Genomic DNA, 22,264 nt, shown 5'->3' with positions numbered 1-22,264 from the left:
GAATCCACTTTGATTATCTTCGTTAAATGTGTCCAGCTTACCATTCGTTCTTAATTGGAGCTGAATAGGTTGATAATGAAAAGAGAAAATATCTTCAGCTTTTATCACTTTTGAAGAAATAAATATATGATTACAAAGTAATGGATAATCAAAGATTCATTAAGGGCTATTGTACTTTTACGACTTTTCTGGTGAATTTTCCTGCTTTACTTTCGACATTTGAGCATTTTCGACTTATTTTTTTCTAAAGCACGAAATAAAGAATCCATCCCCTCCAAAATCCTGAGGAAATACTTGTAACTGATTTTCTTTAATAAACGGTGTGATGGAATCCGGAAGTTCATCTAATGCTTGAGGATCAAATTCTGGATGATCACTTAAGAAAGCCGACACAGTCCCTTCATTCTCATTTTGATCCACAGTACAAGTGCTATAAACTAATAATCCATCTTTTTTTAACAATGGTGCAACGGCTGAAAGGATGTCCAGCTGAATCTTTTGCAGTGATAGAAGATCCGATTCTTTTTTAGCATATTTTATATCCGGTTTTCTTCTTAATACACCTAATCCAGAACATGGGGCATCCACCAGGATACGATCGAAGCTCTCTTTTTCAAACTTCTCTCCTGCATTTCGACTATCAAGGGTTGCAGTCTTTATATTATTTAATCCGAGCCGAGATGCATTTACGTCAATCAATTTGACCTTGTGCTTGTGTAAGTCCAATGCATGAACTTCTCCGGTTCCTGATAGTTTTTCGGCTATGTGAGTCGTTTTCCCCCCTGGTGCTGCGCATGCATCTAACACTTTCATCCCCTGTTCAAGCTTTAAAGCATAGGAGACAAGCATGGAGCTTTCATCCTGGATGGTGAATTGTCCGTTACGATATTCCTCTGTTTTTGCAAGATTCCCTCGAAGTGACTGGATCGCTTCCGGAACAATCGGGCTTTCTCTCACTTCATTACCGTTGCCAGTCAAGAGTTGGATAAGCTCTTCTCGAGTGATTTTTGTTGTATTCACCCGTGCCGTTTGATTTGGTGCGATTAAATTGGTTTCACACATTTCTTTCGTTTTCTCCAGGCCAAATTGCTCTTCCCATCTCTTCACAAGCCAATAAGGATGACTCGTTTCTATGGCCACCCGCTCGATTGGATCTTTAATAGTGTCAAGGGAAGGAAGACCTTTCCTTTGAACAGAACGCAAGACACCATTCACCAAACCTGAAATGCCTTTATGTCCTCTCTTCTTAGCTATTTCTACAGCTTCAAAGAAAACAGCACGGTCAGGAATTCGATCTAAGTACACAAGCTGATAGAGGGATAAACGCAATAGATGACGAACCCACTCATCCAACTTCCCTTTAAGAAATGGAGCTAAATAGAAATCCAACGTCATTTTCCGTTGAATGGTTCCATATGTCAGCTCCGTTAATAAGCCAATATCCTTACTTGGCAGCTGATTTTTTTCAATCACAGAATTGAGTAATAAATTACTATACGATTGATTTTTTTCTACTGCTTCAATGACATCAAGTGCTGCTTCACGGACGGTCTTATTTTTTTTACTCATTATTTTCTCCTAACATCATTCCTGCTTTCAGGTGAGACCCTGCTCCACGCAGATAATCCTTTGCACTCATTCGCTTTTTCCCAGAAGGCTGTAAATCAGTTATTTTTATTGCTATTGAAGTGCCTGTAGAAACAACGAATCCATCTTCTTCAATTTTCATGATTTCTCCAGGAGCAGCAGAAGTTCCGCTGACTTTTTCTCCCCACCAGACTTTAATCACGGAATTTTCTAATGTGGTGTACGCAACGGGCCAAGGGTGAAGTCCTCTAATATGGTTGTAAATTTCTTCCCCACCTTTCGTCCAGTCAATTTTTTCTTGTTCTCGTTTGATGTTTCGTGCAAACGTCGCTTTTGAATCATCCTGCTTTACCGGGGCTATGTCACCTGCCAATAATTTGGGCACCGTTTCAATGAGCAATGCTGCACCTGCAACGCTTAATTTATCATGAAGGGTTCCGACATGGTCACGTTCTTCAATATCCACTTCCACTTGACTAATAATGTCCCCTGCATCAAGCTTTTCGACCATATACATGATGGTGATGCCCGTTTTCTCTTTCCCTTGGAGAATGGAATAATGAATAGGTGCTCCCCCTCTAAGTTCAGGAAGTAAAGAGGCGTGAACATTGATGCATCCATACTGAGGGGCTTCCAGTAATCTGTTGGGAAGAATTTGTCCGAAAGCGGCCGTTACGATAAGGTCAGGTTCTAATGCAAGCACTTTGTTTAACTCATCTTCATCCTTAATTTTCTCTGGTTGATAGACTGGTATCCCGTTCTTTTCAGCTGCTACCTTTACAGGTGGAGGCGTTAGGATCCTTTTTCTCCCCACTGGGCGATCGGGCTGTGTCACGACCGCAGTCACATCATAGTTTTCGTCTAATAAAGATTGAAGAACAGGAACGGAGAAGTCAGGTGTTCCCATAAAAATTACTTTCGTCATTAAGCTTCATACCCTTCTAATTCTTCTTCTGTCACATATTTTTCTACCTTTGTGGTAAATAGAACACCGTGAAGATGATCAATTTCGTGTTGAATCGCTCGGGCTAAAAAGTCCTGGGCTTGAAATTCAATCATTCTTCCTTTTCTGTCAAACGTTCGGACCGTGATGGAATAAGGACGGGTCACTTCCCCATATAACCCCGGGAAGCTCAGGCACCCTTCAAGGTCGGTTTGAGATCCGTCCGCCTCGATGATTTCCGGATTGATAAGCTCGATCGTACCGGTATCATCCCCGATATCCACCACTGCTACCTGAAGGTCGACTCCTACTTGAGGAGCTGCAAGACCAACACCATCCGCTTCAAGCATTGTGTCATACATATTTGCCAATAATTTTTTTAATTTCTTATCAAATGCCGTTACCTTTTCACATTCTTTTTCTAAGATTGGATCAGGGTGCATTACAATTGGAAGTATTGCCATAAGTCTCCTCCATTTTTCCGTAAAAAATATAGTTACATCATCATATAAGGGTTCACATCTATGGAGATTGTTAACCCTTGAGACGCATATTGCTGTTGGTATTGATCTAATACTGTTTTCAACGTAGTACCAAGATTTGGTTCCCGCTTGTATTTTATCAAACATTGATACCGATATCTATTCTTTATCCTGGGGATCGGTGACGCCACGGGTCCAAGAATGATCGTTGTTTCGGATAGCTTTGAACGGATATATTTCGTCATCTTCTCTGCAATATCCACAACTTTCATTAAATCTTCATGACTTAGTGTGACGAGAGAGATGTAGTAAAAGGGAGGATAGGAGCCCATTTTCCTCATCATCATTTCCTGTTGATAGAAACGGTTGTAATCATGATTAGACGCTAACTCGATTGAATAGTGCTCCGGCGTATACGTTTGAATCACTACTTCTCCCGGCAGAGTGTGCCTGCCTGCACGTCCGCTTACTTGAGTGAGCAATTGAAAGGTCTTCTCTGCAGCCCTGAAGTCAGGCAGATGAAGCATCGTATCCGCACTGAGGACCCCGACGAGAGTGATATTCGGAAAATCCAGACCCTTGGCAATCATTTGTGTACCAAGAAGTATATCTGCTTTTCCCTCTCCAAAGGCTGTCAATAGCTTTTCGTGTGACCCTTTTCGGGTGGTTGTGTCCACATCCATGCGAATGATTCGAGCCTCGGGGATAAGTTTCGTCAATTCTTCCTCCACTTTTTGAGTTCCTGTCCCGAAATAACGGATATGCTCACCCGTACACTCAGGGCAAGTAGTGGGAACTCCTTCTTCGTAGCCGCAGTAATGACATTTCATGCCGTTTGAAAAGCGGTGATAGGTTAAAGAGATATCACAGTTTGGACATTGAAGGACAAAGCCGCAATCTCTGCACATGATGAATGATGAATGTCCTCTTCTATTAAGGAATAGAACGGTTTGTTCCCCTTTCTCAATTCGATCCTGAAGCTTTTCGAAAAGTTCAGTTGAGAACATGGAACGGTTCCCCTTCCTCAGTTCCTCTCTCATATCAACAATATCAACGGAAGGGAGTGGTCCATCATTCATCCGTTTATCCAGCGTGAGGAGCCTATACACACCTTTTGATGCTCGAGCAAAGGATTCTAAAGAGGGTGTTGCGCTTCCCAAAATGACAGGGCATTGATGGTATTCCCCTCTATAAATGGCCACGTCCCTGGCATGATAACGAGGATTTTCTTCTTGCTTGTAACTTGTCTCATGCTCTTCATCAATAATGATGATCCCGATATTTTCAAAAGGAGCAAAAACAGCAGAACGGGCACCAACCACCACTTTTACTTCCTTCCGCTGGATCTTTCTCCATTCATCATACTTTTCACCAACTGACAAACCGCTATGGAGAACAGCTACATCATTTCCGAACCGGCCCTTGAACCTGTGAACCATTTGGGGAGTGAGGGAGATTTCAGGGACTAATACAATCGCTTCCTTACCTTCTTGCAAGACCCGTTGAATGGATTGAAGATAAATTTCCGTTTTACCACTCCCTGTCACTCCGTAAAGAAGGAATGTGTGATGTTTTTCTTCATCAATGGTGTTCAGTATAGGACTGATCGCCTGGTCCTGTTGAGCCGTTAACGAAAGAGGCGAGGTCTTCTCGAACGTCCTGTTTTCAAAGGGATCACGATACATTTCAACATTTTTCTCTACCAGAACCCCTTTATTGACTAACGATTTAACCGTAGACGAAGTAGTCCCCATCTCTTCAAGGAGGGTTGCGGCAAGGATCCCGTCCCCTCCAGGAACAGCGTCATTCATGTATTCTATGATTTGTTTCTGCTTACTTGCTTGAGGAGGCAGACTGTTCTTCACTTCTTCTAAATCACCTTCGGTTACATTAAGATACAGTTTTCGAACCGTTTTCTTATTCCCCTTCGCTTTCACTCTGTATATCACTTCAACCGAACCTTGTTTTACCTCTTTATGAACGAGAGGGAGCAGTCCGTTTTCCTCGATTGCTTTCCAGGACACTTCCCTTCCATTCTGAAAGAAATGCTGGAGCGAAAGATGAAGTTCACCCGGACTCTTCCCCCCCTCGATTTGGAAGAATTTTTCATATTTTGCTTTCATGGCAGCCGGAAGCATCGCTTGAAATGCTGAGATTTTAAAGCATAGGGTCTTCTCTGTAAGCCAGTTCCCCAATGTTAGTAGTTCCTTATTCAGGACCGGTACAAGGTCCATCGGCTCAACAATCGATTTTAGTTTAGAGACTTCGCCTTTTTCCTTTAATTCAATGACAAAGCCTTGAATTTTCCTTGGTCCAAAAGGAACGATGACTCTCATGCCGGGAATGATGCTGCCTCTCCATTCAGCCGGAATACGATAGTCGTAGGTTCGATCCGTCTGCATGGCAGGAACATCTACGATGACACTAGCTACGTTCATGCGAGGAACCCTTCTTCATCTGCCGGATCGCTTCTTTATAGATTTCTTTCGCTACCTCTACCTTTGATAATAATGGCAGCTCTAGAATGTTACCTTCGCTTGTTACAATCGATACTTTGTTCGTGTCCGTTCCGAACCCTGAACCTGTTTCTTTTACATTATTTGCAACTATCATATTTGCACGCTTTTTCTCAAGCTTTGCTTTCGCATACTCGTAAACGTTAGATGTTTCGGCCGCAAATCCGATTAGATATTGATGTTTCTTGCGCTCACCAAGACTCATTAATATATCCTTTGTACGTTCAAATTCAATCACGAGATTACCCTCTTTTTTCTTCAACTTATCCTCGAAGGTTTCTTTCGGACGATAATCAGCGACTGCAGCGCTCTTCACGACGATATCCGCTGTTGGAAACGCTTCATGCACAGCATTGTACATCTCTTCAGCACTTGTTACGGAGACAAATTCAATGCCACTTGGAACGGGTAATTGAGACGGTCCGGAAATCAAGACGACCTCCGCCCCAAGAGACACAGCCGCCTCTGCAAGGGCGTAGCCCATCTTCCCTGTTGAGCGATTGGAAAAGAATCGAACGGGATCGACCATTTCTCTTGTCGGTCCGGCAGTTATGACGACTTTTATCCCCTGTAAAATCTTCCTTTCGCTATCACGAGTGGAAAAATAGCGATCAACCAGTTCCACTACTTTCTCAGGTTCTTCTAATCTTCCTTTACCAACGTATCCACAAGCCAGATATCCTTCACTCGGTTCGACAAATCGGTATCCAAACTCAAAAAGGGTCTCAATATTCCGCTTCACCGCCGGGTGATCATACATATGTACATTCATTGCTGGGGCAATCCATACTTTCGCTGTCGTTGCCAAAATGGTTGTTGAAATCATGTCATCTGCAATTCCGTTCGCAAGCTTCCCTATGATGTTGGCAGTGGCTGGTGCAACCAATACAAGATCTGCCCAGTCAGCTAAGTCGATATGAGCAATCTTCGACGAATCCTTTTCATCAAAGGTATCCCAGTATACATCATGACGGGATAATGCCTGAAAAGTAAGTGGAGCTACAAATTTTCGTGCTGATTCAGTCATGATGACCTTCACTTCTGCACCGTTTTGGACAAGCTTGCTCGTTAAAGCAGCCGCTTTATATACAGCGATTCCACCAGATACACATAACAGTATTTTTTTCCCCTTGATCATTCTGCTTTCCCCCATTACTCTTTATCCTTCCTTTATTATGAAGGATATTGATAGAAAAAGAAAATAGGGTTGTCCCGAAAGATCATGTAATCTTTCGAGTCAACCCCCTAGAGTTTTTCATTAAGCATGATGACGCTTATTCATCAGAATAAACCGCTTTGGCATCTCTTTCTTTCATAGATAATTGACCGGCCTGAATTTCTTCAAGTGCCTTTCCTACATACTTATGAGACTCATATTGGTTCAAACGGTAATCACCGGTATCTTGCAGGTTTCTTGCTCTCTTAGCAGCAATACTGACTAACGAATATTTAGAATCGATCTTCTTCATTAATGAATCAATGGATGGGTTTAACATTTATTCAACCTCCAGCATATTTAAGTATCGTTGTTGCACTCTTTCCCGTTTGCAGTGTTCTGCTTGAACAATGGATTTAATCTTGCCTACCGCATGTTCAATATGATCATTTTCAACAATGTAATCATACAGATTCATCATTTCAATTTCTTTTCTTGCAGTATTCATTCTACCCTGGATCAAATCATCCGTTTCGGTTCCTCTGGTTACGAGGCGATTCTGAAGTTCAGAAAGACTGGGGGGTGCCAGGAAGATGAATAAACCTTCAGGGAATTTATCCCTGACCTGCTGTGCACCTTGTACTTCAATTTCAAGGAAAACATCTCTTCCTGCATCAAGTGTTTCTCGAACGTAATCAACAGGAGTGCCATAATAGTTTCCAACGAACTCTGCATACTCCAGCAGTTTCCCTTGCTCTATAAGTACTTCAAACTCTTCTCTTGATTTAAAGAAATAATCTACACCATCCACTTCTCCTTCACGGGGATTACGAGTGGTCATGGAGATGGAATATTCAAACTTTGTATCTTCTTGGGAAAAAATCGCTTTACGAACGGTTCCTTTTCCTACACCTGAAGGTCCGGAAAGAACGATCAGCAATCCTTTTTCTTTCATTTATTTACCCTGCCCTTCTTCTACTAGATCCTCTTTATCAGTTAAACGATGAGCAACGGTTTCGGGTTGAACAGCTGAAAGAATAACGTGATCGCTATCCGTAATAATAACCGCCCTTGTTCTTCTTCCGTATGTAGCATCAACGAGTGTCCCCCGGTCTCTTGCATCTTGAATCAGGCGTTTGATCGGTGCTGATTCGGGACTTACAATTGAGATGATCCGGTTAGCTGAAACAATATTCCCAAATCCTATATTGATGAGCTTAATCGACATAACGCTCCTCCTAATCAATAGTTTAGTTTCGCCGGAATGACAGGAAACTAAACTTCTTATTCTACATTTTGCACTTGTTCCCTTAGTTTCTCCAGTGTTGATTTCAGTTCCACAACAATCGTGGCAATGAAGGAATCGTTTGCTTTCGAACCAATCGTGTTCACTTCCCGGTTCATTTCCTGAATCATGAAATCCAGCTTCCTGCCTACAGGTCCTTCACCGTTCAATGAGGAATCAAAGTACTGAATATGACTTTCTAATCTCGTCAGTTCCTCGGTAATATCCGATTTATCAGCAAAAATGGCAACCTCAGTAAGCAAACGGCTTTCATCGAAGGAAGTTTCATTGTATTCAAGAATCCTTTTTCTTAACCGTTCTCTATACTGATCGACAACTTTAGGAGCATGATCGGTAAGTTCTCCAATTTGGGTCTTAAAATGATTGAGATGAGTGAGAAAATCTTTCTTGAGGAGCTCTCCTTCTTTTTCACGCATTATTTTAAGGTCATTCGCCGCTTGTTCTACAGCTTTTAACACCAACTGCTCAAGCTCTTCGTTTTCCTCTTCCATTTCTTCGATGATCACAAATTCTTCTCTGTTTAAGAGGTGGGATAATTGCAGTTCATCTTTTAGGGAGAAGGTTTCTTTCACTTTATTTACTAACTGATAATAATCTTGAATGAGCTTCCAGTCAATATGTAGATTTTTATGTACTAAGCCATCGCCCGTAATGGTGATGAAAATATCAACTTTCCCTCTCTTAACGGACTGGGATACTTGTTTTTTAATTTTATCCTCAAGTTTCATTAATTGTCGGGGCATCCTTATGAAACATTCACTAAACCTGTGATTAACGGATTTCATTTCAACCGTTACTGTATGTTGTTCAGAGTCTACCTTGCTTCTTCCAAAGCCTGTCATACTGACAACCATTACGATCACATCCAATCTTTTGACGATATTCGTATGTAGATCAACTGATTTCATGCTTGCACTCTCACTATATAAAAAAGGTAATAGAGGTTATTCTCTATTACCTTTTGGATTATACCACATTTCACTGTTTTTTTCTTGCAAAAAATGACCCTGCCAGTAAAAACGTTGGAACCGAGCTTAAACCAATGATTAAGAACCAGTCCTTTAACACGATTGGTACTGTATGGAAGATCGGCTGCAAGGATGGGATGTAAATCACGAGAAGCATCAATACGAGTGAAGATAATACGGCCCACACAAGATACATATTTCCGAAGGGATTTCTTGAAAATACAGAAACTTCACTTCGACAGTCAAACACATGAATGAGCTGTGCCATTACCAATGTAGCAAAGGCAACGGTTTGGGCATATGCCAAGTGATCGGGGTGAGTCTTATACGACAACATGAAGGCTAGTAGAGTGACACCCCCGATTAAGAAGCCCCTTGAAACTACCTTCCAGCCTAATCCTCTGGCAAATACGCCTTCTTTTGGATGCCTTGGTTTCCTCTTCATTACATCATCTTCCGGCTTATCCAGACCAAGTGCCATGGCAGGAAGTCCATCTGTCACAAGGTTCACCCAAAGAATCTGTATCGGCACCAATGGAAGTGGGAGGGCCAGGATCATGGCAAATAGCATGACGAGAATTTCCCCTACATTCGATGCCAGCAGGTACCGAATAAACTTCCTGATATTTTCATAGATGTTTCTGCCTTCCTGGATGGCTGATTTAATCGTTGCAAAGTTATCATCCAAAAGGACAAGTGAGGAAGATTCCTTAGATACATCTGTCCCGGTAATTCCCATGGCTACACCAATATCCGAAGATTTTATTGCCGGAGCATCATTTACACCATCCCCGGTCATCGCCACCACATGCCCCCTGTTTTGAAGGGCTTTGACGATTTTTAATTTATGCTCAGGAGAAACACGTGCAAAAACAGAAACCTCTTCCACGATTTCTTCCAGTTCATGAACTTCCATTTGATTCAATGCTTTTCCATCCAGAACGCGATCTTTGTTTTTTAAGATTCCTAGCTGCCTGGCAATCGCTTTAGCCGTTAGAATATGATCCCCTGTAATCATCACCGTCTTAATGCCGGCTGCCCGACACTCTTTCACTGCCTGCTTCACTTCAGGTCTTGGAGGATCAATCATACCTTGTAAGCCAATGAAGGTCACCCCTTCTTCAATGTCACTTTCCTTAATCCCTTCGGTGGATCTTTCATTGAGGGGTTTATAAGCAATCGCAATGTTTCGAAGAGCATTGGACGACATTTCACTGATTGCCTCTTCTACTTTTTGGAATATTTCAGCTGATTTATATTGAAGTCTTCCTTCCCACAAGATGGATTCGCTCTTGCCGACTAAAACGTCGGGAGCACCTTTCGTTACAGAGAAATGTTTCCCGTTTTGATCGACAACGATGATACTCATCATCTTTCTTGTAGAATCAAAGGGGAATTCTTTTACAATCGTAAACTTCTTCTGCAGAGATTCCCGGCTCAAACCAGCTTTCAACCCCGCCACAAGAAGAGCCCCTTCTGTAGGATCCCCATCAACTACAAAGTTTTCTTCTCGTGTTACGAGTTCCGCATGATTGCATAGCATACCAAAGGTTAATAATTGTTGAAGGGCATTTTCACTGTGAGGTGTTACCCTTTGGTCTCCGCTGTAAAATTGGCCATCCGGTTCATACCCGGTCCCTGTTACCGTCCACGTTCTGCCTCCACTCCAAAGATGTGTCACCGTCATTTTGTTTTGAGTCAGAGTTCCTGTTTTATCTGAGCAAATAACTGATGCACAACCTAATGTTTCAACAGCCGGCAGCTTTCGTACAATCGCTTTCTTCTTGATCATTCGCTGAACGCCGAGGGAAAGGGCAACGGTTACAATGGCAGGTAGACCTTCTGGAATGGCGGCAACTGCCAAAGAAACCCCCGCTAAGAACATTGTGTACATATCGTGCCCTTGGATAACACCGATTCCCACGACCAATGCTGTCAACACAAGGGCAACGGAAATCAGTATTTTCCCTAACTCTTCAAGTTTTCTTTGAAGTGGGGTTATCATCGTTTCAGCCTTTTGAATCATATCAGCAATTTGTCCCATGGCTGTCTTCATTCCGATCGAAGTCACAACACCAATACCATTACCCCTAGTTACCATCGTCCCCATAAAAGCCATATTCTCTAAGTCTCCGAGACTCATGTTTTCACCATTGACGGGGTTCGTCGATTTTGTTACAGGTAGAGATTCCCCTGTTAAAGCAGATTCTTCTATTTCCAGATTGTTCGTTTCAATGAGGCGTACATCTGCCCCGATCCGATCCCCGCTTCCAAAGCGGATGATATCACCGATAATGACCTCTTTAGAAACAACTTTCACCCACTTGCCATCTCTCAACACCGATACCTGAGGTGCTGAAAGTTCCTTTAAAGCCTGCAGGGACCTCTCTGCTTTACGCTCTTGAAAAAAACCTAAAAAACCGTTTATTAACACAATGGCTATGATGGCAATCGCATCGATGTATTCTCCCAGTAATCCTGAAATAAGTGTGGCTGCCAATAACACAAGAACCATAAAGTCCTTAAATTGACTGAAAAATAGTAACAAAGCTGACTGCTTCTCAGCTTCCTCCAATTGATTGTACCCAAATTGTTTCCGTCTCTTTGCTACATCATCAGTTGAAAGACCCTCTTGATAATTGGTATTTAATGACTGCTCTATGTCCTCTTGTCTCATCTCATGAAATTTCATGCAACCATGTCACTCTCCTCCTACGATACGAAAAGTTGTCCTTCTCATAGCATTCTTATTCAGACTCGTCCTAAAAAATGATATGATTTACGTATGTTTTGCATTTTACCTGTGAGAGGGGTAAAATCGGTTACATTTGATACAGAGATACCAAGATCAAACCTGGCAGATTTAAAATACCCCGAAATCGTATAAAGCAAAGGATGTTATAAATGTCATTTGATGGATTATTTACTAGAAGCATGACGAAAGAATTGAATGAGAACTTATTGCACGGACGCATTAATAAAATACATCAACCTTACAAAAATGAAATCATCATGATCATCCGGGCGAATGGAAAAAATCACAAACTTCTATTATCCGCCCATCCCAGTTATTCAAGGGTACAAATAACAAAAGAAAACTATGAAAATCCTTCTGTCCCACCCATGTTCTGTATGCTCCTACGAAAGCATCTGGAAGGGTATATTGTAGAGGGGATCAAACAGGTTGAACTGGATCGGATGATCATAATTGAAGTGAAGGGCAGAAATGAAATCGGCGATATTTCGTACAAACAATTAATCATCGAAGTCATGGGACGCCATAGTAACATCATTTTAGTTGATAAAGAACGAAATATGATTCTGGATAGTATCAAACATATTTCACCAAGTATGAATACACACCGTACTGTTTTGCCTGGTCATACGTATGTTTTACCACCACAACAAGATAAAAAAAATCCACTTAATGCTACCAGTGAAGATGTTCTTAGAGCACTGGACTTTAACTCCGGAAAACTGGATAAGCAGATTGTCCAAGCTTTTGCAGGCATTTCTCCTCTTTATGCAAAAGAGGTTGTTCACCGTGCAGGAATTGGTAACCAGTCTACGATTTCTGAATCATTCTTAAAATTGATTCAGTATGCTAAATCGAATGACACTACACCAACCCTCATTGGCGGCGAGAAAGAAACGTTTTACTGGATGGGTATTGAACATCTGCAAGGAGAGAAACAAACCTTTCCTTCGTTAAGTGAATTATTGGACCGTTTCTTCTATCAGAAGGCTGCACGGGACCGGGTGAAGCAACAAGGAAACGACTTGGAACGATTCATCCGAAACGAACGGGATAAAAATGTAAATAAAATTGAAAAATTAAAAAAGACGCTGGAGGATGCCCAGCAGGCAGATCGGTATCAATTGCTTGGTGAACTCCTTACGTCTAATTTATATGCGGTTGAACGAGGAATGACTGTGGTTAGCGTGGTAAATTATTATGATGAAAACGGGGAAAGTGTCATGATCCCCCTCAACCCGCAAAAGTCTCCATCAGAAAATGCCCAAAACTATTTTTCACGCTATCAAAAAGCAAAGAATGCAGTAAAAATCGTTCATGAGCAAATTGAAAAAGCCGACGAAGAGATTGTCTACTTAGAACAATTACTTCAACAATTAGAATCGGCATCAACAAAAGACGTTGAAGAAATAAGAGAAGAACTGGAAGAAGAAGGCTACCTGAGGGTCCGTAAACAAACTAAAAAGAAAAAGGCCCATGTGAAACCTGTTCTGGAAAACTACACTTCCAGCGACGGCACACAAATCTTGGTCGGAAAAAACAATAAACAAAATGATTATTTAACCAATAAAGTCGCAGGTAAAGAGGATATATGGCTTCATACGAAAGATATTCCAGGTTCACACGTTGTAATCAAGAGTCCGGATCCTTCCGAGGAGACGATTAAGGAAGCAGCTAAAATTGCTGCCTACTTTAGTAAAGCAAGGGAATCAAGCTCGGTGCCTGTTGATTTCACTGAAGTCAAACAGGTAAAGAAACCAAAAGGAGCCAAGCCCGGCTTTGTCATTTACGAAGGACAGCAAACGGTGTATGTGACACCTGATTTGGATTTGGTCCGTTCGCTGAAGAATTGATTTTTATTAAAGAAGCACTTCCAGTCTGAAAAAGGGTGGGAGTGCTTTTGTTTTTCCCTCATAAAAAAACTAAAAGCAACTCTCAAAAGAGTTGCTTTCCACCTTAACTGCCCCATTTCTCCGGATTTTCACTCCAAAGCTTCAATTGTTCCAGTTCTTCTTCCCGAATGATCGAGTTTTGAAGTGCTACATCCAATAAGCTTGAGTAATCGGATAGAGCATATGCCATAATGTCGTGATCTTCAAGCATGCTTTTCCCTTTTTCTAACTCGTAAGTAAAAATGGCAGCCACCCCTAATACGTCGCAGCCCGCTTCTCTTAAGGCGTTCACAGCTGTGATACAGCTTCCGCCTGTCGAGATGAGGTCTTCAACTACGACCACTTTTTGACCAGGAGCAGCTTTCCCTTCAATTTGCTTTCCTTTTCCGTGAGCTTTCGCTTTCGAGCGAACATAACACATTGGCAGGTTTAGTTTTTCACTTACCCATGCAGCGTGCGGAATTCCAGCTGTTGCAGTCCCTGCAATGACTTCCACATCGGGGAACTGCTTTTTAATAATCTCGACAAGACCCGTAGATATTTCATCCCGCACAGCAGGATAAGATAAGGTCAGTCGATTATCACAATAGATCGGGGACTTGATTCCTGATGACCATGTAAAAGGCTCCGACGGGTTTAAGAATACGGCTTCGATGTCTAATAATTTTTTGGCGATTTCTTGTTTCATTTAGAGGCCCTCCCATTCATGTACAATTCGTTCATATGCTTCGACCGGGTTACTTGCTCCAGTAATACTTCTTCCTACAACAATGAAAGAAGATCCCATTTCTTTTGCCATACGTGGTGTGGTGACTCTTTTTTGGTCTCCTTTTTGATCTTTTGGTAACCTGATCCCAGGAGTGACCCGAATAAAATCTTCACCACAATGTTCTTTTATAAGAGAAGATTCGTGAGGAGAACATACCACTCCATCAAGACCCGCCATTTTGGCCAGGTTGGCATAATGTAAAACAGATTCGTTGATCGTTTTAGGTATTAGTTGCTCTTCCTGCATTTGTTCTTCCGTTGTTGAGGTTAACTGGGTGACGGCAATCAGTTTTGTGCGTGAATGATTGGCTGGAGTGCCGGCGTGTAAACCTTCCAATGCCTTTTCCATCATTAAACTTCCGCCTGCAGCATGCACATTGATCATATCAAGGTCGAACCCGGCAAGTCCCTTCATGGCGCCGTATACTGTATTGGGAATGTCATGTAGCTTCAAGTCCAGGAAAATACGATGATTTTTATTTAAGATCTTTTCGATGATAACCGGTCCATTTTGAAGGTACAGCTCCATGCCGACTTTTACATTTAAACTCTCTGAAAATTGACCTAAAAAGATTGATGTCTTCTCCCACGTTGGGAAATCAAGAGCTATAAACGGCTTTTGATTCATGCTTCCCCCAGCTCCTTCCGGTCAGTTGGGATATATGCTCCACTCCCAGTTCATCAAGTAATGGCGGTAAATCTTTAATGATCCGTTGACACACGAATGGATCCACGAAGTTTGCTGTTCCGACGGCGATGGCACTTGCCCCTGCGTAAAAATATTCAATGACATCCTCAGCAGTTTGTATGCCCCCCATTCCGATAATCGGAAGATCCACCTGTTGACTTACTTCATAAATCATACGGATCGCAACCGGTTTAATGGCTGGGCCGGATAATCCCCCTGTTTTATTTGCCAGGATCGGTTTTCCAGTCTTTATATCCAGTCTCATCCCGAGGAGTGTATTGATCATCGTCAGACCATCTGCTCCCCCTGCTTCGACAGCCTTGGCCATTTCTACAATATTGGAGACATTCGGTGATAGCTTTACATAAAGAGGGACCTGGGTGACCTCTTTTACTCTCTCGGTCAATTCTTTTGCCACTTCGGGGATGGTACCAAAGGCTATTCCCCCCGTTTTTACATTTGGGCAGGAGATATTCAATTCAATGGCCTTAACGTTTTCTGCGGTTGAGATGACTCTTGCCACCTCCACGTAATCCTCCATTTGGGAACCAGCCACATTTGCAATGATCGGTACATCGTACTTGGAAAGCCATGGAAGTTCGTTTTCCATCACCCCTGTGAGTCCGGGATTTTGTAATCCTATCGCGTTCAGCATTCCAGCATTCGTCTCTGCAACGCGTGGAGTCGGATTTCCAAAACGAGCTTCTTCTGTCGTCGCTTTAATCATGATAGCCCCGAGCTCGCTTAAATCATAGAATTGACTGTATTCACGACCAAATCCAAAGCAGCCTGATGCCGGCATGACCGGGTTTTTTAATGATAATCCCGGTAATTCTATGTTTAATGATTTCATAAAAGCACCACCCCTACTGGAAATACAGGTCCGTCACTGCAAACCTTAACGTAGCTTGACCCTTGTGGATCATCCTGTTTGTGACAAACACAAGCGAAGCAAGCGCCAATTCCGCATCCCATTCGCTCTTCTAAAGAAATGAATCCGCGTCTGTCACCCAATTGGGATTGAAGTGCTTTCAGCATAGGTGTCGGACCACATGAGTAGAACACATCAAAATTCGGAGATTCATTATGAATGACATCTGTTACATACCCGGAAGTTCCGAGCGTTCCATCCACTGTAGCGACAAAGGTTTCCCCCAATTCTCTGAACTTGTTCACATAAAAGCTCACGGATTCAGTTTGAAAACCAAGGATGTGCTTCACAATCCAACCATTTTCAACCAGCTTTTTAGAAAGACCATAGAGGGGAGGAACTCCAATTCCCCCACCTACTAATAGAGCGGTCCTGCTGTCACTATCCACTGAGAACCCATTTCCAAGAGGTCCTAAAACATCTATTATTTCACCATTTTTCGCTTGTGAAAGAATTGTCGTCCCTTTTCCTTCAGCTCGGTAGATCAATGTCATGGTGAGTTCTTCATGGTTATGGGAAGCGATGGAAATCGGCCTCCTCAGTAAAGGGTCTATTCCCGTACCCACTTTAATATGGACAAATTGTCCGGGAGCTTTGATCTCTCTCACCAATTCTCCTTGTAGAACTAATTCAAAGATGTTTTCAGCTATTCTTTCATGAGAAAGCACCACCATCTTTTCATTTACGATCATTGAAAAACCGCCTCTCTCGTTTTCGGTTGTGATGGAAGAGCCTCAGCAGAGAATGTCATGGATTCAATCACTCGCAGGATGGCTTCTGCTGTATCGAGTGATGTAAGACATGGGATGCCGTTTTCTACTGATTCCCTACGGATTCTAAATCCGTCCCGGGCAGGTTGTTTTCCTTTTGTCAAGGTATTGATGACCAGCTGTGTTTCTCCACTTTGGATGATATCCAACAGGGTTGGTCCGCTGGATCCGATTTTATCCACTTCACGTACGGCAATATTTGCTTTTGTCAGGTGCTCGGCCGTACCTTTTGTTGCAAGGATTTGATACCCGATATCGATAAATCGTTTCGCCAGGAGAACCGCTTCGTCTTTGTCTTTATCTGCTACGGTCATAAGTACAGATCCATATTCTTTCATTTGCATTCCTGCTGCAACCATTCCTTTGTAGAGGGCTTTTTCCAGTGTAAGGTCTTTCCCCATTACCTCACCTGTTGATTTCATCTCAGGCCCTAAAGTGATGTCGACCCGTCTTAGCTTGGCAAAGGAGAATACAGGAACCTTCACATAGACACCATGTTTTTCAGGTATTAGTCCTGATTTATATCCTTGATCCTTCAGGGAGATTCCAAGGATGGACTTGGTTGCAATATTCGCCATTGGTACATTGGTGATTTTACTGATGAATGGCACAGTACGGCTGGAGCGTGGATTCACTTCCAGAACAAATACTTCACCTTTGGAGATCACATATTGGATATTCAGTAACCCAACAATATTTAACCCTTTTGCGAGTCGTGTCGTGTAATCGACAATGGTTTGTTTTTGTTCCTCTGTCAACTGCTGTGGAGGATACACCGCGATGGAATCTCCGGAGTGAACCCCAGCCCGTTCGATATGCTCCATGATTCCAGGTACGACTACGTCCACTCCGTCAGAAATGGCATCCACTTCTATTTCTTTTCCGATCAGGTAACGGTCGATTAAAACCGGATGCTGCGGGTTGACCTTTACTGCATTCTTCATGTATTGAAGCAGCTCTTCTTCTCGGTAAACAATTTCCATAGCTCTTCCACCAAGGACGTAAGACGGTCTGACCAGCACCGGGTATCCGATGTGTTCAGCAATGGAAATGGCTCCTTCAACTGATACCGCTGTCTTTCCTTCAGGTTGAGGAATGCCAAGTTCGTTCAGAGTGTGTTCGAATTTATCCCTGTTTTCTGCACGATCTAAATCTTCAAGGGATGTACCGAGAATCGTGACTCCTCTTCTCACCAGCTCATCTGCCAGATTGATCGCGGTTTGCCCACCAAATTGCACGACAACTCCCTTAGGCTTTTCAAGATCAATGATGTGCATGACATCCTCTACCGTGAGAGGTTCAAAGTATAATTTATCGGAGATGCTGAAATCGGTCGAAACCGTTTCTGGATTGTTATTTACAATGATCGCTTCATACCCCGCTTCTTTAATGGCCCAGACAGAGTGAACGGTTGCGTAATCAAATTCTACTCCCTGACCGATCCTGATCGGTCCTGACCCAAGAACGATGACACTTTCCCTTGATGTGACCCTGGATTCATTCTCATCCTCATAGGTTCCATAGAAGTAAGGAGTTTCTGATTCAAACTCAGCCGCACACGTATCTACCATTTTGTAGACAGGTGTTAAATCATTTTCTTTTCTCCAGCTATACAATTCAGCTTCTGTACTATTCCATAGCTTGGCAATGGTAATGTCTGAAAAGCCCATTCGCTTTGCTTTTTGACCCAGCTCAAGATTGAAGGGATGTAAGGTTAATTCCTTCTCGAATTCTACGATTCTATTCATTTTATACAGGAAGAAAAGATCGATTTTGCTCCAATCATGAATGGTTTCAATCGTCACTCCTCTTCTAAGTGCTTCCCCGATATAGAAGAGTCGTTCATCTCCTGCTTTGCGGATTCTCTTCTCGATCCACTCGTCTGTAAATTGCTCAGCATCACTTAACTCCATATGATACGTATTGCTTTCGAGGGAACGAATCGCTTTAAGAAGTGACTCTTCGAACGTTCGGCCAATCGCCATTACTTCACCGGTTGCTTTCATTTGTGTACCCAGATTACGCTTGGCAGCTTCAAATTTATCAAACGGCCATCTTGGGATTTTCGTCACTACATAGTCCAGTGCAGGTTCGAATGATGCATATGTTTTGCCTGTTACAGGATTCATCATTTCATCCAGGGTAAGTCCTACTGCAATTTTTGCTGCAAGCTTGGCAATTGGATACCCCGTTGCTTTTGATGCAAGTGCAGAGGAACGGCTCACCCTTGGATTCACTTCGATGATGTAATACTGGAAGCTGTCCGGGTCAAGGGCAAGCTGGACGTTACAGCCCCCTTCGATCCCTAATGCGCGGATGATCTTTAAGCTTGTATTACGAAGCATCTGATACTCCCGGTCACTTAGTGTTTGACTTGGAGCTACGACGATGGAATCTCCCGTATGGATTCCCACCGGGTCGATGTTCTCCATATTACACACCACGATGGCATTATCCGCTGCATCCCTCATAACCTCGTATTCAATCTCTTTAAATCCTGCGATACTTTTTTCCAGTAGACATTGAGTTACCGGGCTGTACTTCAGGCCTGATGTTACAATTTCAATTAGTTCTTCTTCATTGTGACAGATCCCTCCGCCGGTCCCACCCAGTGTATAGGCTGGTCTTACGATTACTGGGAAACCGACGCTTTCTACGAAATGAAACGCTTCATCCACCGTTCGGATGATTTCGCTCTCTGGAACCGGTTCTCCGAGTTCATTCATTAAATTTCTAAATAGGTCACGATCTTCTGCCTTCTCGATTGCCGAGAGCTTCGTTCCGAGAATTTCCACTCCACATTCTTCTAACACTCCTGATTTAGCGAGTTCAACAGCCAGGTTTAATCCTGTTTGACCACCTAATGTAGGAAGAACCGCATCCGGACGTTCTTTACGAATGATTCTACTGACAAACTCCAGTGTCAGTGGTTCGATATACACTTTATCTGCCATTTCAGCGTCGGTCATAATCGTAGCAGGGTTTGAATTGACGAGGATGACACGGTACCCTTCCTCTTTTAAGGCGATGCACGCTTGAGTCCCCGCGTAATCGAATTCTGCCGCCTGTCCTATGATGATTGGTCCGCTCCCGATAACTAAGATGCTTTTAATGTCTGTACGTTTAGGCATGTTGAAGCTCCTTTCTTTTCTCTTCCTTCATAAGTTGTAAAAAATCATCGAATAAGTAATTTGAATCCTCAGGTCCAGGAGATGCTTCCGGGTGGTACTGAACCGTGAAGGCAGGGAAATCTAAATGCTTTAAACCTTCTACTGTTCCATCATTTATGGCCATGTGAGTAACTTGAAGCCTAGTTCCTGCCAACGACTTTTCATCTACAGCATAACCGTGGTTCTGGGAAGTCAGTGCTACTTTTCCAGTTTTCAAGTCTTTGACTGGATGGTTGCCTCCTCTGTGACCAAATTTCATTTTGAAGGAATCGCCTCCACATGCGAGAGCAAATAATTGATGCCCTAAACAAATTCCGAAGAGAGGAATTTCCCCCAGGAGCTCTTTAACCGTTTCTATCGCTTCCGGTACATCTTTCGGATCCCCCGGTCCATTTGAGAGCATGATCCCGTCAGGCTGCAAGCGACGAATCTCTTCCGCTGATGTATGATAAGGAACCACAATCACGTCACAATCACGCTTGTTTAATTCTCTCAGGATTCCGTGCTTCATCCCAAAATCCATTAACACGACACGATATCCTCTTCCCGGACTGGCATATGCTGTTTTCGTTGAAACCTGCATGACTTGGTCGGTTCTAAGTGCAGTATCATGCAATTTCTCAAGCATTTCTTTCGGATCCAACTCTGCTGAACAAATGATGCCTTTCATTGCCCCATGCTGTCTGATGATCCTTGTTAACTTTCTTGTATCGATATCAGAAATTCCTGGAATTCCTTTTACTTTTAATAATTCATCCAATGTTGATTCATTTCTCCAGTTAGAAGGAAAATCTGCAACTTCTCTTACAATGAATGCTTTGATAGCTGGAGTGATGGACTCAAAATCGTCGCGATTGATTCCATAGTTCCCTACGAGGGGATAGGTTAAAGTGACAAGCTGGCCACAGTATGATGGGTCTGATAGAATTTCCTGATACCCTGTCATACTTGTGTTGAATACCACTTCTCCAATCGTTTCTTTGTTCGCTCCAAAGCCTTCTCCTACGAATACTGTTCCATCATCTAAAATGAGTTGTCTTTTCATTGTTTGTTTCCTCCTTCATTCCATACAAGAGATCCCTGATAAAAAGTGGCTTTCGGGAAGCCTTTACACTCCCACCCTTTAAATGGAGTGTTTTTTCCTTTTGATAAAAACCCAGCTGGATCAATCACTTTTTGTTCATGTATATCTATAAGCGTGAAATCAGCTTCTCCTCCTACTTCTAGTAGTCCAAACGGAAGGTTAAAGGCTTTGCTTGGTTTAATCGTCATCCAATCAATTAGCTGCTTTAACGTAAAGATTCCCTTCTCTACAAAGTGTGTGTAGAGTAACGGAAAGGCTGTTTCCAATCCAACTATTCCGAAAGGAGCGAGCTGCATCCCTTCTGATTTCTCTGCTTCAGTATGAGGTGCATGATCCGTCGCGATAAAGTCGATGGTTCCATCGAGCAACCCTTCTATTAACGCTCGCTGATCTTCTTTGCTTCTAAGAGGCGGGTTCATCTTGAAATTCGGATCAAGTCCCGGAATATCTTCTTCGCATAAGAGAAGATGGTGTGGTGTTACCTCAGCTGTCACATTGATCCCGGCCTTTTTAGCATCGCGGACCACTCTTACTGACTCTTTCGTTGAGATATGACATACGTGATAATGCACGCCTGCTGCTTCTGCCAGCAGCACATCCCGGGATATATGTACTGCCTCACAGATAGAAGGTATCCCATTCAGGTCATGCTCTTTGGAGAATGTTCCATCATGGACCGCTCCTCCATAAATCAGTGTATTCTCTTCACAGTGGGCCACTATGGATGCATTGATGCCGGCTGCCTTCTTCATGGCCTCAAACATCATGCCAGCCGATTGCACCCCTACCCCGTCATCTGTGAAGGCAAATGCCCCATTTTCCTTTAAGGAAGGTAAATCATTAAGGGTTTTCCCAATTTGTCTCTCTGTGATGGCTGCATAAGGTAACACCCGAACACTGGATGTTTCAGAGATTTTTTTGTTAAGGGCTTGCAGATTTTCTACTGAGTCAGGTACGGGTCTTGTATTAGGCATTGCAGCGATGGTCGTGAATCCACCCTTGGCAGCAGCTTTTGTTCCCGTTTCGATTGATTCTTTGTGTTCTCCCCCCGGTTCTCTTAAATGGACATGAAGATCAACAAATCCTGGGGAAATCAATAACCCATCTGCTTGAAATTCCTGGTGATCGGTACGTTTGAGATCTGTTCCCATCTCGATGATTTTCTGATTCTCCACCTTTACATCCACTATCTCAAGATCACCATTTTTAGATAGAATACGTGCATTTCGAATTAACCAATTCATTTCA

18 protein-coding genes are annotated in these 22,264 nt (G+C 42.8%); 1 reads left to right on the top strand and 17 read right to left on the bottom strand.

What is annotated here, in order from left to right:
• Positions 1-234: 234 nt before the first annotated feature.
• The 10 genes from rsmB to FZC88_RS02750 all read right to left on the bottom strand — a co-directional run bounded on the left by rsmB (position 235) and on the right by FZC88_RS02750 (position 11,650).
• Positions 235-1,569, bottom strand: a complete 1,335-nt coding sequence (rsmB, locus tag FZC88_RS02795; protein WP_148993573.1) for a 16S rRNA (cytosine(967)-C(5))-methyltransferase RsmB — start codon at positions 1,567-1,569, stop codon at positions 235-237.
• Positions 1,562-2,512 carry a methionyl-tRNA formyltransferase gene (gene fmt, locus FZC88_RS02790; protein WP_148993572.1) on the bottom strand — a complete coding sequence of 317 codons (951 nt, stop codon included), beginning with the start codon at positions 2,510-2,512 and terminating at the stop codon, positions 1,562-1,564. Before fmt ends, rsmB begins: the two co-directional genes overlap by 8 nt.
• Positions 2,512-2,994, bottom strand: coding sequence for a peptide deformylase (def, locus tag FZC88_RS02785; RefSeq protein ID WP_148993571.1), 483 nt, complete (start codon positions 2,992-2,994; stop codon positions 2,512-2,514). Before def ends, fmt begins: the two co-directional genes overlap by 1 nt.
• A 32-nt stretch (positions 2,995-3,026) precedes the next feature.
• Positions 3,027-5,450, bottom strand: a complete 2,424-nt coding sequence (priA, locus tag FZC88_RS02780) for a primosomal protein N' (protein WP_148993570.1) — start codon at positions 5,448-5,450, stop codon at positions 3,027-3,029.
• Positions 5,437-6,666, bottom strand: a complete 1,230-nt coding sequence (gene coaBC, locus FZC88_RS02775) for a bifunctional phosphopantothenoylcysteine decarboxylase/phosphopantothenate--cysteine ligase CoaBC (RefSeq protein ID WP_148993569.1) — start codon at positions 6,664-6,666, stop codon at positions 5,437-5,439. The genes priA and coaBC overlap by 14 nt, the downstream gene beginning before the upstream one ends.
• 136 nt (positions 6,667-6,802) lie before the next feature.
• Positions 6,803-7,024 carry a DNA-directed RNA polymerase subunit omega gene (gene rpoZ / locus FZC88_RS02770; protein ID WP_148968693.1) on the bottom strand — a complete coding sequence of 74 codons (222 nt, stop codon included), beginning with the start codon at positions 7,022-7,024 and terminating at the stop codon, positions 6,803-6,805.
• Positions 7,025-7,639: a guanylate kinase gene (gene gmk, locus FZC88_RS02765; RefSeq protein ID WP_148993568.1), complete on the bottom strand. Its 615-nt coding sequence runs from the start codon at positions 7,637-7,639 to the stop codon at positions 7,025-7,027.
• Entirely contained in the window at positions 7,640-7,912 is a 273-nt protein-coding gene (remA, locus tag FZC88_RS02760; protein ID WP_034755776.1) for an extracellular matrix/biofilm regulator RemA, read from the bottom strand.
• Between the two features lie 56 nt (positions 7,913-7,968).
• Positions 7,969-8,844 (bottom strand): YicC/YloC family endoribonuclease, encoded by an 876-nt coding sequence (locus FZC88_RS02755; protein WP_148994265.1) that lies wholly within the window; start codon positions 8,842-8,844, stop codon positions 7,969-7,971.
• Positions 8,845-8,968: 124 nt separating this feature from the next.
• The gene (locus FZC88_RS02750; RefSeq protein ID WP_148993567.1) at positions 8,969-11,650 is read right to left on the bottom strand and encodes a cation-translocating P-type ATPase; all 2,682 of its coding nucleotides are present in this window, start codon (positions 11,648-11,650) and stop codon (positions 8,969-8,971) included.
• Positions 11,651-11,862: 212 nt separating this feature from the next.
• On the opposite strand from FZC88_RS02750, the gene FZC88_RS02745 reads away from it, so the two are divergent.
• A complete protein-coding gene (locus FZC88_RS02745; protein WP_148993566.1) occupies positions 11,863-13,566 on the top strand; it encodes an Rqc2 family fibronectin-binding protein in 1,704 nt (567 codons plus the stop codon).
• 103 nt (positions 13,567-13,669) lie between these two features.
• Here FZC88_RS02745 and pyrE read toward each other — a convergent pair whose 3' ends face one another.
• The 7 genes from pyrE to FZC88_RS02710 are packed head-to-tail and all read right to left on the bottom strand — an operon-like array spanning position 13,670 to position 22,260.
• Complete coding sequence (gene pyrE, locus FZC88_RS02740) at positions 13,670-14,293, bottom strand: orotate phosphoribosyltransferase (protein ID WP_148993565.1); 624 nt, start codon at positions 14,291-14,293, stop codon at positions 13,670-13,672.
• Entirely contained in the window at positions 14,294-15,001 is a 708-nt protein-coding gene (pyrF, locus tag FZC88_RS02735) for an orotidine-5'-phosphate decarboxylase (protein WP_148993564.1), read from the bottom strand.
• Positions 14,973-15,914 (bottom strand): dihydroorotate dehydrogenase, encoded by a 942-nt coding sequence (locus FZC88_RS02730; protein WP_148993563.1) that lies wholly within the window; start codon positions 15,912-15,914, stop codon positions 14,973-14,975. The genes pyrF and FZC88_RS02730 overlap by 29 nt, the downstream gene beginning before the upstream one ends.
• Positions 15,911-16,684, bottom strand: a complete 774-nt coding sequence (locus tag FZC88_RS02725) for a dihydroorotate dehydrogenase electron transfer subunit (RefSeq protein WP_148993562.1) — start codon at positions 16,682-16,684, stop codon at positions 15,911-15,913. The genes FZC88_RS02730 and FZC88_RS02725 overlap by 4 nt, the downstream gene beginning before the upstream one ends.
• Positions 16,681-19,893: a carbamoyl-phosphate synthase large subunit gene (carB, locus tag FZC88_RS02720; RefSeq protein WP_148993561.1), complete on the bottom strand. Its 3,213-nt coding sequence runs from the start codon at positions 19,891-19,893 to the stop codon at positions 16,681-16,683. The genes FZC88_RS02725 and carB overlap by 4 nt, the downstream gene beginning before the upstream one ends.
• Positions 19,886-20,977 carry a carbamoyl phosphate synthase small subunit gene (locus FZC88_RS02715; RefSeq protein ID WP_148993560.1) on the bottom strand — a complete coding sequence of 364 codons (1,092 nt, stop codon included), beginning with the start codon at positions 20,975-20,977 and terminating at the stop codon, positions 19,886-19,888. The genes carB and FZC88_RS02715 overlap by 8 nt, the downstream gene beginning before the upstream one ends.
• Positions 20,974-22,260 (bottom strand): dihydroorotase, encoded by a 1,287-nt coding sequence (locus FZC88_RS02710; RefSeq protein ID WP_148993559.1) that lies wholly within the window; start codon positions 22,258-22,260, stop codon positions 20,974-20,976. Before FZC88_RS02710 ends, FZC88_RS02715 begins: the two co-directional genes overlap by 4 nt.
• Positions 22,261-22,264 lie beyond the last annotated feature (4 nt).

Source organism: Rossellomorea aquimaris, from assembly GCF_008180865.1.
GTDB lineage: Bacteria > Bacillota > Bacilli > Bacillales > Bacillaceae_B > Rossellomorea > Rossellomorea yichunensis.
This window is presented reverse-complemented; position numbering and strand designations above follow the sequence as displayed.

Excerpts from the sequence above, each read along its gene's own strand:
- carB (WP_148993561.1), bottom strand. The coding sequence starts at position 19,893 with ATGCCTAAACGTACAGACATTAAAAGCATCTTAGTTATCGGGAGCGGA.
- FZC88_RS02710 (WP_148993559.1), bottom strand. The coding sequence starts at position 22,260 with ATGAATTGGTTAATTCGAAATGCACGTATTCTATCTAAAAATGGTGAT.
- pyrF (WP_148993564.1), bottom strand. The coding sequence starts at position 15,001 with ATGAATCAAAAGCCGTTTATAGCTCTTGATTTCCCAACGTGGGAGAAG.
- priA (WP_148993570.1), bottom strand. The coding sequence starts at position 5,450 with ATGAACGTAGCTAGTGTCATCGTAGATGTTCCTGCCATGCAGACGGAT.
- fmt (WP_148993572.1), bottom strand. The coding sequence starts at position 2,512 with ATGACGAAAGTAATTTTTATGGGAACACCTGACTTCTCCGTTCCTGTT.
- FZC88_RS02755 (WP_148994265.1), bottom strand. The coding sequence starts at position 8,844 with ATGGTTGTCAGTATGACAGGCTTTGGAAGAAGCAAGGTAGACTCTGAA.
- pyrE (WP_148993565.1), bottom strand. The coding sequence starts at position 14,293 with ATGAAACAAGAAATCGCCAAAAAATTATTAGACATCGAAGCCGTATTC.
- rpoZ (WP_148968693.1), bottom strand. The coding sequence starts at position 7,024 with ATGTTAAACCCATCCATTGATTCATTAATGAAGAAGATCGATTCTAAA.
- rsmB (WP_148993573.1), bottom strand. The coding sequence starts at position 1,569 with ATGAGTAAAAAAAATAAGACCGTCCGTGAAGCAGCACTTGATGTCATT.
- FZC88_RS02725 (WP_148993562.1), bottom strand. The coding sequence starts at position 16,684 with ATGATCGTAAATGAAAAGATGGTGGTGCTTTCTCATGAAAGAATAGCT.
- FZC88_RS02750 (WP_148993567.1), bottom strand. The coding sequence starts at position 11,650 with ATGAAATTTCATGAGATGAGACAAGAGGACATAGAGCAGTCATTAAAT.
- FZC88_RS02745 (WP_148993566.1), top strand. The coding sequence starts at position 11,863 with ATGTCATTTGATGGATTATTTACTAGAAGCATGACGAAAGAATTGAAT.
- gmk (WP_148993568.1), bottom strand. The coding sequence starts at position 7,639 with ATGAAAGAAAAAGGATTGCTGATCGTTCTTTCCGGACCTTCAGGTGTA.
- remA (WP_034755776.1), bottom strand. The coding sequence starts at position 7,912 with ATGTCGATTAAGCTCATCAATATAGGATTTGGGAATATTGTTTCAGCT.
- coaBC (WP_148993569.1), bottom strand. The coding sequence starts at position 6,666 with ATGATCAAGGGGAAAAAAATACTGTTATGTGTATCTGGTGGAATCGCT.
- def (WP_148993571.1), bottom strand. The coding sequence starts at position 2,994 with ATGGCAATACTTCCAATTGTAATGCACCCTGATCCAATCTTAGAAAAA.
- FZC88_RS02730 (WP_148993563.1), bottom strand. The coding sequence starts at position 15,914 with ATGAAATCATTAAACATAGAATTACCGGGATTATCATTAAAAAACCCG.
- FZC88_RS02715 (WP_148993560.1), bottom strand. The coding sequence starts at position 20,977 with ATGAAAAGACAACTCATTTTAGATGATGGAACAGTATTCGTAGGAGAA.